Here is a 15,592-nt window from a genome sequence, read left to right on the forward strand (position 1 = left end):
ACGACCGCCTAGACGAAATGCTGGGGTTGCTCGACAACAACACCTGCATGCTCGAGGTCGTCCAGGACGAGCTGCTGGGTGAGGCCGACCCCGAACGGCTCGACGACGAGTAGCCGGAATCGGTGCGCGCCCGAGGCCTTCAGCCGCTCGCGGCTGCCAGAGCGTCCGGGGTGAATGCGTAGCGCCGGAACCAGGCGGGCAGGCGGCGTTGCAGGGCGAGGTCGCCGTGCAGGTGGACCTCGGGATGGCCGAGGACATCGGTCCACCGGCTTTCGCCGAGCCACCATCGGGTCAGGGTCTCGGTCGGCGCGGTCAGCCAGAGGTCGACCGGGGCGCCGGTGTCGTCACGGCAGAGGTTGACGCCGCGGCGGGACAGGTGCAGCCAGAAGCGGCGGTCGGCGGGTGGGCGATCGGAGAATTCCAGCGCGAGCACGACCGGTTGCGCGGGGAGCGCGTCGATATCGATGCGGCGCTGCATGTCCCAGGTCAGCGCGGCGGTGTCGAGGTCGTGTTCGGACAGGGCGACGGCATCGGTGGTGACCGCCCACCGGGCCAGCTCCCGCACGACCGGTGCGAGCGCCGAGCCGGTCTCGGTGAGCCGGTAGTCGGCGTCGACGATTCCGGCGGCCCGCAGCGCCCGCAATCGCGCCGACAGCGTGGCCTTCGGGATGCGCGGCAAGCCCCGGCGAATATCGCCGAACGAGGACGCGCCCATCAGCAATTCGCGCACGACGAGCAGCGTCCATCGCTCGCCCAGCACCTCCAGGGCGCGCGCGACCGCGCAGAACTGACCGTAACCACTCATCCGGCCAGCGTAATCCCGGCCCGTCGCCGACCGTGGTTCAAAGATTGAACTGGATCGTACGAGCCCGTGGTCCGAGCATGGATCGCATGAGCGATCAGCTAGCTAACGCCCGGCAGCGAAACATCTTCGCGATCCCGTTTCACCCGCAATGGTCGGATATGGACCAGAACGGCCACATGCGCACCAATGCCTATCTGGCGGCCGCGGAGAACAGCCGGATGCAGTACTTCACCGGATCCGGCTTCTCCGCGGCCGAATTCGCGCGCCGCGGCCTCGGACCGGTCATCCAGACCGACCAGCTGCACTACCGCGCCGAACTGCGCCTTCTCGACCCCGCCGAACTCACCCTGGAACTGGCCGGATTGGCGCCCGACGGCGCGCGCTTCGTGCTGCGCAATACCTTCACCCGCGCCGACGGCAGAGTCGCGGCCACGGTCACCTCGACCGGAGGCTGGCTCGACCTCACCCGCCGACGGCTCACCACCCCGCCCGAGGACTTGTTCCAGCTGCTGCGAGCGCTGGCCCGGACCGAGGATTTCGCCGACCTGACATCGCCGCTCGCCGAACGCTGACAATTAGTTGCCAGCCTGATCCGGTTGAGCCAAAAGATCTGCGCCCCTTACGTTCTCCTGACTCGCGCACGGATTGTCGTGCGCGGGAAGGGAAAGGAACTGCAATGAGGGCGAGACTTCTGCTGGCGGCAGCGGTGACGATCGGATCGACGGGCCTGTCGGTGTTCGCCGCGCCCGCCGCGCAGGCGGGGCAGGCGTGCAACTGGTATCCCAGCGATGTGGGCCACGCGATCTACGGCGATTCGGTGATGGACGGCCCCTACAACACCTACAACCTGTACACCGGAAACTCCTCGAGCTGCGACCACACCGGATACACCGTGGCCGAGGGCGCCGCGATCAAGGTGGTGTGCACCGAGAAGAACAACGCGGGCAACCTCTGGGTCTACATCAAGAACAGCGCGGGCCACAAGGGCTGGGTCTCGCGGTCCAATGTCGGCACCATCTGGCCCATCGTCTCCGACTGCTGAGTTCGCCGGTTCCGCCTCACCGCGTCACGGACGACACCGGCCGGGAAGCGTTTCACCAGCTCACGCTCCCGCGCCGGTCACCAGTCCCAGTGACCGAGATCACCTGGTCATCGGCGGATTGTCTGGGTTACTGTCCAGTACGCAGGATGATCCACATCACACAACAGTAAGTGACGCTATGAAACTGACGTATCTGTTGTGGGGGGCCGAACTGAAGACCAATCTGCACGACCGTGACCTGCGGATTACCCTGGCCCGCTCCGGCGTCAGCGAACTGCAGATCAACATCCGCGACGAATACGTCGCCGCGGCGGAACTCTGGTTCTGCACCTATGACACGCCCGTCGACGCCGTGGTGACCATGCGCGGCGTGGAGGACGCCGACTTCGTCACCTCACTGCTGCGGCCGCTCGCCGATCGCCTCGAGGGCTTCCTGGTCGACGAGTACACGCCGGTGACCCCGCCCCGCACCGACAGCGGCACCCGCGCGGAGGCCTTGGCGCGCATCGCGATCCTGCGCATCCCCCCGGGCATGCCCCGGGACGAGTGGCTGCAGACTTGGATCGGCGACCACACCCGGGTCTCCCTGGAGAATCAGGCCGCCGTCGGCTACATCCAGAACCCGGTCCTGGCCCCCATGACCGCCGGCGCCCGAGCCGACGCCATCGTCGAGGAACTCTTCCCCATGGAGGCCATGTCCGACCCGCACGCCTACTGGGGCAGCGGCGGCGACGACGCCGAACTGGAACGCCGCCTCTCCAACATGCTCGACAGCACTTCCCGTTTCGGCGCCGACCGCGATATCGACGTCATCCCCACCAGCCGGTACGTCTACTCGCTGCGCTGAGCTCGACGGATACCATTGTGGGGTAATTGTTTCCAATGTCCCCTATGTCGGATATTTGCTGAGGCAGCGAAATCTGTTGCTACGGCGGCCCACTGACGAACCGTGAGGTTTCGGGCCGTGTCGAATATCCGGAAGTCCTTTCCCGGGTGTTACGTTCGGGCGGATTTGCACATTCGATCGGCTTGGCAACATGTGGGTCACTCGGATAGGTTGCCGCGCTGATCCGACACGGTGGGATGGCGCAATGCTGCAGGTGAATCCGGAGCTCGACGAACCCCGGTTACGACCGCCCACGTTCGGGGCGCTGCTGAGCAGATTGCGGCGGGCGCGAAGAATCTCGCGGGAGCGGCTGGCATTCGGTATCGGGACCAGCGCCAGTTACATCGTGCATTTGGAGAAGGGGTACCGCACCCATCCCGGCCACGAGGTGGTCGAGGCTATCGTCAGATACCTGGACCAGCAGAGCCCGATCTCGTCCGCCGAACAACGGCACCTGCTGGACCTGGCCGGACTCGGCCACACCGCGCTCCCGACCAGCGAGGAGCTGACGGCGGCGGTCAGCCCGGAAATGCGGCAGGCGCTGGTTCTGCACGAACCCAATCCGGCCGCCTATCTGGATATCCGGGGCACCGTGCTGGCGTGCAACGAGAATTACCGGCGGGCCTTCCCCGGACTGGATATCGGCGTCAATCTGCTGCACTGGTATCTCACGGACGACAATTCCCGCCGGGTACTCCCGGACCTGGACAACGAGATCCGGTTCGCCGTCCAAGGATTGCGGGGAATGCTCTCCGACAACAGCGCGGCCGACGGGGCCCGCGAATTCCTCGCCGAACTCTCCCGTTTCGACATCGTCCGGAAACTGTGGGACGAAGCTCCCGCCAGCTACGGCCGACCGGACCCGGCGATGCGCCTGCGTGACCCCGAGACCGGCCACGAGTACACCATCAACGCCCAGCTCTACGGCGTCACCGACGACCCGTCCTACCCGGGAAGCATGCAGTTCTTCCTCGGCATCCGCCCCGCGGACGCCCCGCCCGCCGAATCCCGGTCCAGCCCAACGCCGCCGGCCGACCGGATCAGCCACCCGCCGCGTGAACTGTTCACCCCGCGACGTGAGCCCCTCGAGCATCTGCCCGGCCTCGCCTGACAGATCAGCCCGCCGCACACGAGTGTCAGGCTGTACTCGCGCGAGGACTCCTGCTAGAAATCCATCGTGCTCAATGCATTTGCGCGTTCCCTGGCCACGCTGTCCGTCACCGCCGCCACGATCGTCACTCCCGCGACCGCGTTCGCCGCGCCGGCCGAACCCTCGGACTGCGCGCCCATCCTGTCCCCCGCCGAGATCGACGAGATCGTGCGACTCTCCGATACCAGCGCCCTCGCCGGCGATGACGAGCTCGCGCAGCTCGACGACGCGGTAGCCCGCGATCACGGCCTCACCGAGATCCTCGAACGCCACACCGATCGACGCGGCACCTTCGCGACCGGCCTGGACACGGTGGAACAGCTCGCCGTGATGCCGCTCCAGCACAATCCGCGGGCGTTCGCCGATCCGGAATACGCCCATCGGGTGAGCTTTGATCTACTACGCCGGTTCCTCGACAATGTGCACGCGGAGTTCAGCGGCGGCACGCCGGAACCGCACTGGCGCAACTACTTCGCCTTGGCCGCCGACTGCGCGGCCTCCCCTGCCCGCGTCGCGCTCGCCGGATACAACGCGCACCTGGTGGTCGACCTGCCCCGGGCCGTGGCCGCGGCGGGCTCCACTCCGGCCGACGCGGGCGACTACTTCACGATCGTCGCCGGGATCGCGAGCATCGGCGACGTCATCACCGAGCGCACCGACCGGATCTACCGCGCGAAGCTGGGCCCGCTGTGGCGCTTCTACTTCCTCGGCGAGGGACTCGACGCCGCACTCGGTCAGGGTGTGGCGACCAAACCGATGCTGGTGTTCGCCGACCTGGCGGCCAACACCACCATCTTCGCCAACGGCCTCGCCCTCGCGAATCCGTCGCTCGCACCGGCCGTGGAAGCGGAGATCGAACTGGAACGCCGCACCGCCGAAAGCGCGTTCGACGTGCTGGCGCAATTCGACGCCATCTGACCGGAGCTCAGCGTTCGCGGACCAGCGGCACGCGCCGACGGCGGCGACGAGCCGGGGCGGGTCGATCGGAACGGCGCTTGCGACCGTGCCGCAGCAGGACCATCAGCAGGTCCTCCGCCGCGCGATACCGCGGGATGTCGACCCACAGCCGCCACAGGACCTCCGGGTCTCCGGCCTCGAGCACGGTGACGCGGACCGGCAGGACATAGGCGGCCACGCCGATATCGGAGAGCGCGAAGAGCACCCGATAGACGTGGGACTCATCGAGGTCGGCGAGTACTCCCCAGCCTCGCGCGTCGAGCCCGTTGCTCAATCCCCGCGACGGGACCCAGTGCGGCCGCGCGCGGCCCAGCGCCCAGGGATCGGGGATCTCACGCGCCGCGGTCATGACGGCAGTCTATGTGCCCGACCGGACCTGCGTCGCGGGTCAGCCCGCGACGCAGGTCAGGAGCGCTACCGCGTGGCGTCTCGGCGGACCGCGGTGACTGCTTTGCGGGCGGCGACCTGGACCGGGTCCCAGACCGGGGAGAAGGGTGGGGCGTAGCCGAGGTCGAGCGCGACGATCTGATCCACGGTGAGGCGGGCGGTGAGGGCCACGGCGGCGATGTCGATGCGCTTGCCCGCACCCTCGCGGCCGACGATCTGGACGCCGAGCAGGCGGCCGGTGCGACGTTCGGCGAGCATTTTCACCGTCATCGGAGCCGTGCCCGGGAAATAGCCGGAGCGGCTGGTGGATTCGATGGTGACGGTGACGAATTGCAGGCCTGCCGCGTGCGCGTCCCGCTCACGCAGGCCGGTCCGGGCGACCTCCAGATCGCACACCTTGCTCACCGCGGTACCCACCACGCCGGGGAACACGGCGTAGTCGCCGCCCACGCCGGAACCGATGATCTGGCCGTGCTTGTTGGCGTGGGTACCCAGCGGAATATGGCGTTCGGAGCCGGAGATCAGGTCGAGCACCTCCACGCAATCGCCTCCCGCCCAGATGTTCTCGTGCCCGCGCACCCGCATCGCGAGATCGGTGAGCAGGCCCCCGGATTCCCCGAGCGGGAGTCCTGCGGCTCGGGCGAGGTCGGTGGCCGGGCGGACTCCGATGCCGAGAATCACGACATCGGCGGGATACTCGGCATCGTCGGTCTCGACGGCGGTGAGCCGGCCCTGCGCGTCGGTACGGACCGCGGTCACCTCGGTGTCGCCGATGACCTGAACTCCCATGCCCTGCATGGCCTTCCGGATCAGCGCACCCATGTCCGGATCGAGAGTGGACATCGGCTCGGCGCCCCGGTTGAGCATGGTGACCTGGAATCCCCGGCGGATCAGCGCCTCCGCCATCTCCACGCCGATGTACCCCGCGCCCACCACCACCGCGCGCCGTCCCGGGATCGATTCGAGGGTGTCGATGAGCGCCTGCCCGTCATCGAGGGTCTGCACCCCGTGCACCCCGGCCGCATCGATACCGGGCAGTTCCGGCCGGATCGGCGTCGCGCCGGTTGCGATCACGAGCTTGTCGTATTCGATCCAATCCTCCCGCCCGCCGTCGAGCCCGTGCGCCCGCACCCGCCGCCCCGCGACATCGATCTCCACCACCTCGGTCCGCAGCCGCAGATCGATATCCCGCGCCCGATGCTCGGCGGGAGTCCGTGCGATCAGGTCGTCCGGCCCGCTGACATCCCCGCCCACCCAATACGGGATCCCGCACGCCGAATACGAGGTGAAGTGCCCACGCTCGAACACGACGATCTCCAGCTCCCCCACCGGCTTCAACCTGCGCGCCTGCGACGCCGCCGCCATCCCCGCCGCGTCCCCACCGATGATCACCACGCGTTCGCTCATGGCTCACACGGTACGAGGTGACCGAGCGCACGACACCCAACTCGACGACGATGCCGCGCTGCGCCGCCACGCCGGCCGCCGCGCCGCCCCCTGACGGGCTATTCCCAGTTCGATGACCAGGTGAAATGCTGCCCGCTGAGATGAGGAGGAGCTAGTCCTTCTTCATCATCTCGTAGATGCGCTTGCACTCCTGGCAGACAGGGGAGCCGGGCTTGGCGGATTTGGTCACCGGGAAGACCTCGCCGCACAGGGCCACGACGTGGGTGCCCATGACGGCGCTCTCGGCGATCTTGTTCTTCTTGACGTAGTGGAAGACCTTGGGGGTGTCGTTATCGGTCGAGTTGTCGGTGGTCTCTTCCGGACGGACCAGGGTGTCAGTGCTCACGGGTTCAATGATGCCAGGTCGGCTTGCCACCGGGCGGGCGGCGTGTGCATCCGACGCGCTGTAGTGGAAGACTCGGGGTATGCAGCGTGACGGCGAATCCCAAGCCGACGGCAGTAGCGGCGCGGGTCGCCCGGACGTCGAGTTCCACCCCGCCGGTTCGATCCCGAAACCGCCCCGGCCCTCCCAGGGGTACTTCCCGGGCGAGGGGAAGCAGCATCCTGCCCTGATCACCGAGGCGCAGACCTCGCTCGAACAGCAGCATCGGGACCGGGTGCGGCGGTACATCACCATCATGGCGTTCCGCATCCCCTGCCTGATCGGCGCGGCGGCCGCCTACGGGCTGTGGCACAGCTGGTGGTTGTCGCTGCTGATCATCGGCGTCTCGGTGCCGCTGCCGTGGATCGCGGTCCTCATCGCCAACGACCGTCCGCCCCGCACCAGCGACGAACCGAGCCGCTGGGACGGGCGACGGAATCAGACGGCCCTCGAATCGGGAACGCACAAGTCCGTCGAAGGCCGGCCCAACTCTCAGGGCTCGCAGGGTTAGCTCCCCGCGATCGCCCGGGCCTTCCGGTCTGCGGGGATCGCCGCGGACAACAAGGCCGCGAGACCGCACAGGGCGCCGGCCACGAACCAGGCCGTCGTATAACTGCCCTGCACATCCCGGATCACGCCCGCGCCGAAAGCGGCCAGCGCCGAACCGATCTGGTGTGAGGCGAAAACCCAGCCGAACGCGACCGGACCGTCCTCACCGAAGTGCTTGCGGCACAACGCGACCGTCGGCGGCACGGTGGCGATCCAGTCCAGGCCGTAGAAGATGATGAACGCCCACATGCTCGGCTGCACGTCCGGCCCGAACAGCACCGGCAGGAACAGCAGCGAGACCCCGCGCAGCGTGTAGTAGGCGACCAGCAGGTAGCGCGAGTCCAGGCGGTCGGTGAGCCAGCCCGAGGCGATGGTGCCCGCGACATCGAATGCGCCCACCACGGCCAGCAGCCCGGCGGCGGTGGTCGCGGGCATGCCGTGATCGTGGGCGGCGCTCACGAAATGCGTGCCGATCAGGCCGTTGGTCGAGGCCCCGCAAATAGCGAAACCGCCCGCCAGCATCCAGAACACGGGCTTGCGGACGATGGCCGTCAGCACCGTGAGCGCCCGCGCCGCACCACCGGGAGCCGCGGTCCGCACCCCGACCGCGCTGCCCGGCTCGGCGCCGTAGGCGCGTACCCCGACATCGCTGGGAAAGTCGCGAATGAACAGCAGCACCAGCGGAACCACCGCCAAGGCCGCCACCGACACCACGATCGACGGCGTGCGCCAGCCGTGATCGCGGGCCAGGCTCGCGATCAACGGCAGGAAGATCAGCTGCCCGGTCGCTCCCGCCGCGGTCAGCACACCGGTGACCAGGCCGCGCTGCTTCACGAACCAGCGGCCGGTGATGGTGGCCACGAACGGCATGGACATCGACCCGACCCCGACGCCCACCAGCAGGCCCCAGGTCGCCATGAGCTGCCACGGCCGGGTCATGAACACCGTCAACCCCGCCCCGGCCGCGATCAGCACCAGCGCGCACGCCACCACCCGGCGGATGCCGAACCGGTCCATGAGCGCCGCCGCGAATGGCGAGATCAGGCCGTACAGCAGCACATTCACCGAGACCGCGGCCCCGATGGTGCCGTGCGACCAGCCGAATTCCTGATGCAGCGGATCCATGAGCACGCCGGGCACCGAGCGGAATCCGGCCGCGCCCAGCAGCGCCACGAACCCGACCGCGGCGACGATCCACGCCGGATGCGGACCCCGCCGTGCCCGCCCCCACGGAGCTGCCGACGCGCCGTCCAACGAGCTTGTGCCCGACGGCGATTCCACGTCGAGGCGGTCCCTGAGTTCACTCACCGATCGAGCGTGACCGAAATCCCCTACCGGCACGAGTGGCCTGAATGCCACAATGCGTCAAGATCTAGCCAACCGTGAGGGGAGACACCGTGCAGGCACCCCACCTCGTCGCCGTCCTGGTCCTGGAACCGACCGTCGGCTTCGACATGACCATTCCGTCCATGGTGCTCGGCGCGGCCACCGGCGAGGACGGCGAACCGCTCTACGACGTGCGCATCTGCGGCCTCGGCAGCGGCGGCATCGCGGCGGTCGGCGGGTACACGGTCATCCCCGAGCACGGGCCGGAACTGCTCGCGCTCGCCGACACCGTGATCGTGCCCGGCACCCGCATCCCCGGGCCGCGGCAGGACGGCACGCTGCCGCCCGAGCTCGCGGACGCCCTCGCCACCATCCGCCCCGGCGCGCGCATCGTGTCCATCTGCACAGGAGCGTTCGTGCTGGGCGCGGCCGGACTGCTCGACGGCCACCGCGCCACCACGCACTGGCGGTTCGCCGACCAGTTCCGCGCCCTGTATCCGCGGGTCGCCCTCGACGAGAACCAATTGTTCGTCCAGGACGCCAACCTCTGGTCCTCCGCCGGACTGGCGGCCGGAATCGACCTGTGCCTGCACCTGATCCGCACCGACCACGGCACCTCCGCCGCCAATGGCGCGGCCCGCTACTGCGTGGTGCCGCCGTGGCGGGAAGGCGGCCAATCGCAGTTCATCGAACGGCAGGTCCCCGAGGCCGGCAGCGACGGCACCGCGCCCACCCGCCGCTGGGCGCTGCACCACCTCGACGACGAACTCGATCTGAACGCCCTCGCCGCGCACGCGCATATGAGCGTGCGCACCTTCACCCGCCGCTTCAAGGCCGAGACCGGCATGGCGCCGGGCGCCTGGATCCTGCAGCAGCGCGTCCGGCACGCCCGGCATCTCCTCGAGACCACCGACCTGCCTGTCGACGAGGTGGCGCGCAACGCGGGCCTGGGCACCTCCGCCTCACTGCGCCATCACATGCGTTCCGAACTGGGCGTGCCGCCGTTGACCTACCGTAAGACCTTCCGCAAGCGCGAAACTCTGGAGACAGCATGACCATTCGCTGGGTATGGGCCTTTCTCGACCGGCCCGCCGCGAAATTCGACGACTGCGCCGAATTCTGGACTCGGGTCACCGCCACCACCCGGTCGGCGCCGCGCGGTGAACACGACGAATTCCTCACGCTGCTTCCGGATTCCGGCGCGCCCACGCTCAAGATGCAGTCCACCGGCGGACCCGGGCGCATCCACCTCGACCTCGATGTCGACAATGTCGTGGCCGCCACCGAACGCGCCGAACAGCTCGGCGCCACCCTCGACGGCGACTACATCCTCACCGAACGCATCGGTTACGCCGTGCTGCGCTCCCCCGCCGGAATGCCGTTCTGTTTCACGCCGTTCCGCGACGCCACCGGCCCGCTCACGCCCACCGTCACCGGGCCCTCCGGCGACCGCAGCCGGCTGGATCAGATCTGCCTCGACATCGGGGCGAGCGACTTCGACACCGAATCCCGCTTCTGGACCGAACTGACCGGGTGGGCCTGGAAACCGGCCAGCCTGCCGGAGTTCTCCCGGCTCTCGGCCCGCCCCGGCCTCCCGCTCGAGCTCCTGCTGCAGCGCCTCGGCGAGGACCGCCCCACCTCCGCGCACCCCGATATCGCCTGCACCGATATCGAAGCCACCGCCACCTGGCACGAGGGTCTGGGCGCGCGCCGCGTCGAGCTGGGCAGGCATTGGCTCGTCATGGCCGACCCCTCGGGCCTGCCCTACTGCCTGACCAGTCGCCAACCGGCATGAACGAGCCCGGCACCCCGGATCGGATCCGGGGTGCCGGGCTCGAGTCGGACAGGGTTCGGGAATCCCCGAGAACCCCACCGAGAGTTGGTGCTACTTCCGTTCGGTCTGCGGCTGGCGCCGCGCCTCACCGGAATTGGCCAGCGCCTCCAGATCTTCGAGGAATCTCTCGATACTGTCGGCGCGGGACTGCGGTGACCCGATCTGCTCGCGCACCTTCTCCTCGGTGAGCGCGAGCATGGCGGCCGCCAGATCCTGTTCCAGGTCCCGGATCATCTGCCTGCGGTACTGCAGAATCTGATCGCGGCCCTGCTTGCGGACCCGCTCCACCTCCGCCGCGGCGGCCTCACGCATCTGGAGAATGATGCGGTCGGCGTCGGCGCGGGCCTCCTCGCGCATGCGCTCGAGCTCGGCCTGGGCCTCGGCGACGGCATTGTCGTAGGCGGCTTTGGCGGTTGCCAGCCGATCGGCCGCCGCCTCGCTCTCCTCGAGTTGCCGGCGGATCTGGTCCTGAGCGTTGTTCATGATCTTCTTCATCGGTGGCACAACGTATTTCATGATGAACCACACGATGACGGCGAAGCCGAACAGCTGACTGAGGAAGACGGGCCAATCGAAGGTGATGTTGTAAATACCCTCGGCGAGATGGGTATCGGTGAGGATCATGCAGACCCCCGTCCTCTCTGCTGGCCCGCACTGGTCCGGGCACGATCGTTCCCGCCCAGGACCCGGCCGGCCAGGTCCTGAGCGAGTGGTTCGACGGCTTCGCGTAGTTCGGCGGCGACCTGGTCGGCCTCGGCGCGCAGGTGCGCCGTGGACTCGGCCACAATCTGGTCGGCCTCTTTCTGGGCCTCGCCGCGCATTCCCTCGAGGATTGCCCGCCCCTCGGCCCGGGCCTGGTTGCGGATGTCGGCCGCTTCCAGTCGGGCCTTCTCGAGGGCTGCCTCGTAGCGCGCTTCGGCTTCGGCGAAGGTTTCGCTGGCTTCCTTGGCGGTCGCCGTCGTGACCTCGACACGTGCCTCCCGTTCCACCAGCACCTTTCGAATCGGCGGAACCACGAAGAACCAGATGACTGCGAGCACGATCAGGAAGATCAATAACTCGGCGACGAAGGTGCCGTTGGGAACCAGAAAGTTCCCCGCGGCCTCCACATCCGTTCTGGGAGACATGATGACGTCTACTTACCGGGAGTAGCGAATACGAACAGTGCCATGAACGCTAGATTGATGAAGTAGGCCGCTTCGACCAGACCGACGGTCAGGAAGAAGTTCACGCGCAAGCGGCCTTCCGCCTCCGGCTGCCGGGTGACGCCGTTGATCAACGCCGCGCCGGCCAGACCGTCACCGATGCCCGCACCGATGGCACCGCCCGCCAGAATGATGCCGCCGCCGATGAGGGCGCCTTGAACGATACTCGCGGTTGCTGGGTCTGCCATTGTTCACTTCCTTGTTTTGAAAAATAGCTGCAGCCCAAATGGGTGCAACGCCGAACGACCGAAGCCGCTCAGTGGTTTTCACTCTCCAGCGACATCGACTGGCTGAAGTAGAGAATGGTCAGCAGGGCGAAGATGAACGCCTGAATCGCCCCGACGAACAGGTCGAAGAGTTTCCAGACGGCATTCGGCCCCCAGCTGATCCAGAACGGGAACAACGTGATCACCGAAACCATGACGCCGCCCGCGAACATGTTGCCGAAAAGTCGCAAGGAGAGCGACAGCGGCTTGGCGATTTCCTCGACCACATTGATGAAAACCATGGGGCCCCAGCCGGTGTGACCCTTGAGCAACTGTTTGGCGTGCCCGCCCGGCCCGCGCCGCCACGCGCCCGCGGCGTGATAGAGCAGGAACACGAACAGCGCGAGCGCCAGCGTGAAGTTGAAATCGGACGCCGGCGGCGCGATCAATTCGCCCGAACCGTACTGAACGGGCAGAACCGACAACCAGTTCGACAGCAGGATGAACGTGAACAGCGTGACCGCCAGCGGCAGCACGAACGGCGCGACCGTCATCCCGATGGCGGTCTCCACCTGGGAGCGCATCTGGACGGTAATGGTCTCGAAGAACAGCTGCACCCCGTTGGGCACGCCCGAGGTGATCTTCACCCGCAGATAGAAGGCCAGGCCCAGCACGATCAGCGCGGCCACCGCGGTGGACACGATGGTGTCGACATTGAAGGTCATGCCCAGCAGGTGCGCCTGGGCGTGATCGCCGACGTGGATCTTGGCCTCGCCCGAGGGTTCCTCGGCGGCCAGTATCGCGTAGATGCTCATGACTGCTGTCGAAGCCCTTTCACCTCGGGCAGAGCCGTATGGAGAACCAGAATCAGCTGAAAGAACGCCAGCCCGAAGAAGATTCCGACGCCGTAGGGACGGGTCAGGAATGCCACCAGAATCGACAGCCCGGTCAGAATGATCAATCGAGACGCCGAGGACAGCGCCAATTTCTGTTTGCTGGGAGTTTCCGCATCCGTGATGCGCACGATGGACATCCACGTGAGCCGGGCATTAACCCAGCCGAGCGTCAGACCGGTAGCCATGAAAACACCCAGCAACAATCGATCCAACGCACCAGTGACCATCAATGCCAGTACGCCGAAACCGATTGCAATTGCAGTCGCTCTCCGCATCCGGAGCCTGTTGAGGTCCAATACGACACCGCCTCGCCGTCATCCCACCTCGTAGTGGGGCCGTGCATGATCAATAGCATACACAGCCCAACCTCGTTGCGGGGCAGTATTTTTGATCTTCAAACTGTTGATCTTGAAATTCTGAAACGCTTTTCAGCGAACTTCCCGCCAATTAATTCGGACATCAGTGTTGCACAGCCTTTTCCGCTCCGACGCCGGTCAGCGACCGCACCTGCATCTCGGCATACTTGCCGTCGTCGTGCTCCCTGGACAGCACGGTTCCCAGCCAGCCCAGAGCGAACGAAACCGGGATGGACACCAGGCCGGGGTTGGCGAGCGGGAACCAATGGAAGTCATGGGATTTGATCATGGCGGTGGGCGCTCCGGAGACCGCCGGGGAGAACACGATCAACACGATGGTGACGGCCAGTCCGCCGTAGATGCTCCACAGCGCGCCGGCGGTATTGAAGCGCCGCCAGAACAATGAATACAAAATGGTCGGTAGGTTTGCCGAGGCTGCTACCGCGAACGCCAGCGCCACCAGGAACGCCACATTCTGATTCTTCGCCAGAATGCCGCCCACGATCGCCAACGCGCCGATCACCACCGCGGTGATCCGCGCGACCCGCACCTCGCCGTCCTTGCCCTCCCCTGCATCGGCGCCCTCGCCACGGCCACGCCTGAGCACATTGGCGTACACGTCGTGCGCGAACGACGCCGACGCGGTGATGGTCAGCCCCGCGACCACCGCCAGAATCGTCGCGAACGCGACGGCCGCAACGAATCCCAGCAGCACCGGCCCGCCCAGCTCCAACGCCAGCAGCGGCGCGGCGGCATTCTCCTTGCCCGGCGCCTTGGCGATCTTCTCCGGCCCCACCAGCGCGCCCGCGCCGTAGCCGAGCACCAGGGTGAACAGGTAGAAGACGCCGATCAGCCCGATCGCCCACACCACCGAGCGGCGCGCCTCCTTGGCCGTCGGCACGGTGTAGAACCGCATCAGCACGTGCGGCAGTCCGGCGGTGCCCAGCACCAGAGCCAGTGCGAGCGAGAGGAAATCGAGCTTGCTGGTACCGGTCTTGCCGTACTTCGCGCCCGGTTCCAGCAGCTTCGCGCCGGTCTTGCCACCGTGGTTCACCGCATCCTGCAACAGGCTGGAGAAGTTGAAGTCGTAGCGGCCCAGCACCCACACGGTCATGGCGGCGGCCGCGCCGATGAGCAGCACCGCCTTCACGATCTGCACCCAGGTGGTGCCCTTCATACCGCCGACGAGCACGTAGACGATCATGATCGCGCCGACCACGGCGATCACGAGATTCTGTCCCGCCGAACCGGACACACCCAGCAGCAGCGAGATCAGCACACCCGCGCCCGCCATCTGCGCGAGCAGATAGAACAGACTCACCGCCAGCGTCGAGGTGGCCGCCGCGGCTCGCACCGGGCGCTGCCGCATCCGGAAGGCCAGGACGTCGCCGAGCGTGAATTTTCCTGTGTTGCGCAGAAACTCGGCCACCAGCAGCAACGCCACCAGCCAGGCCACCAGGAATCCGATGGAGTAGAGGAACCCGTCGTAGCCATACAGCGCGATGGCCCCGGCGATACCGAGGAAGCTGGCGGCCGACAGGTAGTCGCCGGAGATGGCGATGCCGTTCTGCGGGCCCGAGAAGGCACGGCCGGCCGCGTAATAATCAGCGGCCGTGCGGTTGTCGCGGCTGGCCCACACCACGATGCCCAGGGTGATGGCCACGAAGATCGCGAAGATGGTGATATTGAGGCCGGGACGGCTGCCCTCGACGGCGGCGGCCAGATAGGTGGTCATCGGGTCGGCCCTTCCAGTTCGGCGCGGATCCCCTCGGCGATCGGGTCGAGGGTGCGGTCGGCGTAGCGGACGTAGAGGCCGGTGATGACGAAGGTCGAGACGAACTGCAGCAGGCCGAAGATCAGGCCGATGGTGATATTGCCGCCTACCTTGTGGGACATGAAGCCGTGCGCGTAGTCGGCGAGCAGCACGTACAGCGCGTACCAGGCCAGGAACAGAGCGGTCATGGGGAAGACGAAGCGGCGGAAGCGACGCCGCAGGCTCTGGAACTCGGGGCTGTCGAAGACCTGGGGCCAGTCGGGATCCGGTCCGCCGGTCTGGGTTTCAGTTGTCAACTGCGATACCTCCTGGTGATGCCGGTCACAGTAGCAACGAAAGTGGTTGTAACAAGGGCGAATAACCGCAGGTGAGATCATGAATTCATCCGAAA

20 protein-coding genes are annotated in these 15,592 nt (G+C 67.1%); 8 read left to right on the forward strand and 12 right to left on the reverse strand.

Features of this window, described 5'->3' with window-relative positions; genetic code table 11:
* Positions 1-139: 139 nt before the first annotated feature.
* Positions 140-805: a winged helix-turn-helix transcriptional regulator gene (locus ACFYTS_RS19760; protein WP_387306154.1), complete on the reverse strand. Its 666-nt coding sequence runs from the start codon at positions 803-805 to the stop codon at positions 140-142.
* An 86-nt stretch (positions 806-891) separates the two neighbouring features.
* Between ACFYTS_RS19760 and ACFYTS_RS19765 the strand changes: the two genes are divergently transcribed.
* The 5 genes from ACFYTS_RS19765 (at position 892) to ACFYTS_RS19785 (ending at position 4,801) form a co-directional block, all read left to right on the forward strand.
* A complete protein-coding gene (locus ACFYTS_RS19765) occupies positions 892-1,377 on the forward strand; it encodes an acyl-CoA thioesterase (protein WP_387306156.1) in 486 nt (161 codons plus the stop codon).
* A gap of 104 nt (positions 1,378-1,481) precedes the next feature.
* Positions 1,482-1,847, forward strand: a complete 366-nt coding sequence (locus tag ACFYTS_RS19770; protein WP_387306158.1) for a hypothetical protein — start codon at positions 1,482-1,484, stop codon at positions 1,845-1,847.
* 178 nt (positions 1,848-2,025) lie between these two features.
* Positions 2,026-2,694, forward strand: coding sequence for a hypothetical protein (locus ACFYTS_RS19775; protein ID WP_387306160.1), 669 nt, complete (start codon positions 2,026-2,028; stop codon positions 2,692-2,694).
* 244 nt (positions 2,695-2,938) lie between these two features.
* The gene (locus ACFYTS_RS19780; RefSeq protein ID WP_357283029.1) at positions 2,939-3,844 is read left to right on the forward strand and encodes a helix-turn-helix domain-containing protein; all 906 of its coding nucleotides are present in this window, start codon (positions 2,939-2,941) and stop codon (positions 3,842-3,844) included.
* Positions 3,845-3,910: 66 nt separating this feature from the next.
* A complete protein-coding gene (locus tag ACFYTS_RS19785) occupies positions 3,911-4,801 on the forward strand; it encodes a DUF5995 family protein (protein WP_387306162.1) in 891 nt (296 codons plus the stop codon).
* Positions 4,802-4,808: 7 nt separating this feature from the next.
* Here the strand turns inward: ACFYTS_RS19785 and ACFYTS_RS19790 are convergent, their stop codons facing one another.
* The 3 genes from ACFYTS_RS19790 to ACFYTS_RS19800 all read right to left on the reverse strand — a co-directional run bounded on the left by ACFYTS_RS19790 (position 4,809) and on the right by ACFYTS_RS19800 (position 7,019).
* Positions 4,809-5,189 carry a hypothetical protein gene (locus tag ACFYTS_RS19790; RefSeq protein ID WP_357283027.1) on the reverse strand — a complete coding sequence of 127 codons (381 nt, stop codon included), beginning with the start codon at positions 5,187-5,189 and terminating at the stop codon, positions 4,809-4,811.
* A 65-nt stretch (positions 5,190-5,254) separates the two neighbouring features.
* Positions 5,255-6,634, reverse strand: a complete 1,380-nt coding sequence (locus ACFYTS_RS19795; RefSeq protein WP_387306165.1) for an FAD-dependent oxidoreductase — start codon at positions 6,632-6,634, stop codon at positions 5,255-5,257.
* Between the two features lie 151 nt (positions 6,635-6,785).
* Positions 6,786-7,019: a DUF3039 domain-containing protein gene (locus ACFYTS_RS19800; RefSeq protein WP_379335278.1), complete on the reverse strand. Its 234-nt coding sequence runs from the start codon at positions 7,017-7,019 to the stop codon at positions 6,786-6,788.
* A gap of 79 nt (positions 7,020-7,098) precedes the next feature.
* Here ACFYTS_RS19800 and ACFYTS_RS19805 point away from each other — a divergent pair, with 79 nt between their 5' ends.
* On the forward strand, positions 7,099-7,566 hold the full coding sequence (locus ACFYTS_RS19805; RefSeq protein WP_357283024.1) for a DUF3099 domain-containing protein: 468 nt from the start codon (positions 7,099-7,101) through the stop codon (positions 7,564-7,566).
* Here ACFYTS_RS19805 and ACFYTS_RS19810 read toward each other — a convergent pair.
* Positions 7,563-8,858 carry an MFS transporter gene (locus tag ACFYTS_RS19810; RefSeq protein WP_387306428.1) on the reverse strand — a complete coding sequence of 432 codons (1,296 nt, stop codon included), beginning with the start codon at positions 8,856-8,858 and terminating at the stop codon, positions 7,563-7,565. The two genes, ACFYTS_RS19805 and ACFYTS_RS19810, sit on opposite strands and share 4 nt — an antisense overlap.
* Before the next feature lie 143 nt (positions 8,859-9,001).
* Between ACFYTS_RS19810 and ACFYTS_RS19815 the strand changes: the two genes are divergently transcribed.
* Together ACFYTS_RS19815 and ACFYTS_RS19820 are read left to right on the forward strand one after the other, a co-directional pair.
* On the forward strand, positions 9,002-9,985 hold the full coding sequence (locus tag ACFYTS_RS19815; protein WP_387306167.1) for a GlxA family transcriptional regulator: 984 nt from the start codon (positions 9,002-9,004) through the stop codon (positions 9,983-9,985).
* Positions 9,982-10,725 (forward strand): VOC family protein, encoded by a 744-nt coding sequence (locus ACFYTS_RS19820; RefSeq protein WP_357283023.1) that lies wholly within the window; start codon positions 9,982-9,984, stop codon positions 10,723-10,725. The genes ACFYTS_RS19815 and ACFYTS_RS19820 overlap by 4 nt, the downstream gene beginning before the upstream one ends.
* A 90-nt stretch (positions 10,726-10,815) precedes the next feature.
* Here the strand turns inward: ACFYTS_RS19820 and ACFYTS_RS19825 are convergent, their stop codons facing one another.
* From ACFYTS_RS19825 to ACFYTS_RS19855, 7 genes are all read right to left on the reverse strand, one after another.
* Complete coding sequence (locus tag ACFYTS_RS19825; protein WP_357283022.1) at positions 10,816-11,388, reverse strand: hypothetical protein; 573 nt, start codon at positions 11,386-11,388, stop codon at positions 10,816-10,818.
* A complete protein-coding gene (locus tag ACFYTS_RS19830) occupies positions 11,385-11,873 on the reverse strand; it encodes a F0F1 ATP synthase subunit B (RefSeq protein WP_357283021.1) in 489 nt (162 codons plus the stop codon). The genes ACFYTS_RS19825 and ACFYTS_RS19830 overlap by 4 nt, the downstream gene beginning before the upstream one ends.
* A 26-nt stretch (positions 11,874-11,899) precedes the next feature.
* On the reverse strand, positions 11,900-12,157 hold the full coding sequence (locus ACFYTS_RS19835) for a F0F1 ATP synthase subunit C (protein ID WP_040810042.1): 258 nt from the start codon (positions 12,155-12,157) through the stop codon (positions 11,900-11,902).
* A 68-nt stretch (positions 12,158-12,225) separates the two neighbouring features.
* Positions 12,226-12,990: a F0F1 ATP synthase subunit A gene (gene atpB / locus ACFYTS_RS19840; RefSeq protein ID WP_357283020.1), complete on the reverse strand. Its 765-nt coding sequence runs from the start codon at positions 12,988-12,990 to the stop codon at positions 12,226-12,228.
* The gene (locus ACFYTS_RS19845) at positions 12,987-13,346 is read right to left on the reverse strand and encodes a hypothetical protein (RefSeq protein ID WP_387306170.1); all 360 of its coding nucleotides are present in this window, start codon (positions 13,344-13,346) and stop codon (positions 12,987-12,989) included. Before ACFYTS_RS19845 ends, atpB begins: the two co-directional genes overlap by 4 nt.
* A gap of 184 nt (positions 13,347-13,530) precedes the next feature.
* Positions 13,531-15,162, reverse strand: coding sequence for a cation acetate symporter (locus ACFYTS_RS19850; protein WP_387306172.1), 1,632 nt, complete (start codon positions 15,160-15,162; stop codon positions 13,531-13,533).
* Positions 15,159-15,497, reverse strand: a complete 339-nt coding sequence (locus ACFYTS_RS19855; RefSeq protein ID WP_357283017.1) for a DUF485 domain-containing protein — start codon at positions 15,495-15,497, stop codon at positions 15,159-15,161. The genes ACFYTS_RS19850 and ACFYTS_RS19855 overlap by 4 nt, the downstream gene beginning before the upstream one ends.
* Positions 15,498-15,592: the final 95 nt, after the last annotated feature.

Origin of the sequence: Nocardia sp. NPDC004151, from assembly GCF_042874235.1 — a bacterium.
Classification (GTDB): domain Bacteria; phylum Actinomycetota; class Actinomycetes; order Mycobacteriales; family Mycobacteriaceae; genus Nocardia.

Coding starts and splice junctions, on each gene's coding strand:
- ACFYTS_RS19775 (WP_387306160.1), top strand. CDS start 2,026: ATGAAACTGACGTATCTGTTGTGGGGGGCCGAACTGAAGACCAATCTG.
- ACFYTS_RS19760 (WP_387306154.1), bottom strand. CDS start 805: ATGAGTGGTTACGGTCAGTTCTGCGCGGTCGCGCGCGCCCTGGAGGTG.
- ACFYTS_RS19820 (WP_357283023.1), top strand. CDS start 9,982: ATGACCATTCGCTGGGTATGGGCCTTTCTCGACCGGCCCGCCGCGAAA.
- ACFYTS_RS19780 (WP_357283029.1), top strand. CDS start 2,939: ATGCTGCAGGTGAATCCGGAGCTCGACGAACCCCGGTTACGACCGCCC.
- ACFYTS_RS19835 (WP_040810042.1), bottom strand. CDS start 12,157: ATGGCAGACCCAGCAACCGCGAGTATCGTTCAAGGCGCCCTCATCGGC.
- ACFYTS_RS19795 (WP_387306165.1), bottom strand. CDS start 6,634: ATGAGCGAACGCGTGGTGATCATCGGTGGGGACGCGGCGGGGATGGCG.
- ACFYTS_RS19805 (WP_357283024.1), top strand. CDS start 7,099: ATGCAGCGTGACGGCGAATCCCAAGCCGACGGCAGTAGCGGCGCGGGT.
- ACFYTS_RS19765 (WP_387306156.1), top strand. CDS start 892: ATGAGCGATCAGCTAGCTAACGCCCGGCAGCGAAACATCTTCGCGATC.
- ACFYTS_RS19845 (WP_387306170.1), bottom strand. CDS start 13,346: ATGCGGAGAGCGACTGCAATTGCAATCGGTTTCGGCGTACTGGCATTG.
- ACFYTS_RS19790 (WP_357283027.1), bottom strand. CDS start 5,189: ATGACCGCGGCGCGTGAGATCCCCGATCCCTGGGCGCTGGGCCGCGCG.
- ACFYTS_RS19770 (WP_387306158.1), top strand. CDS start 1,482: ATGAGGGCGAGACTTCTGCTGGCGGCAGCGGTGACGATCGGATCGACG.
- atpB (WP_357283020.1), bottom strand. CDS start 12,990: ATGAGCATCTACGCGATACTGGCCGCCGAGGAACCCTCGGGCGAGGCC.
- ACFYTS_RS19850 (WP_387306172.1), bottom strand. CDS start 15,162: ATGACCACCTATCTGGCCGCCGCCGTCGAGGGCAGCCGTCCCGGCCTC.
- ACFYTS_RS19825 (WP_357283022.1), bottom strand. CDS start 11,388: ATGATCCTCACCGATACCCATCTCGCCGAGGGTATTTACAACATCACC.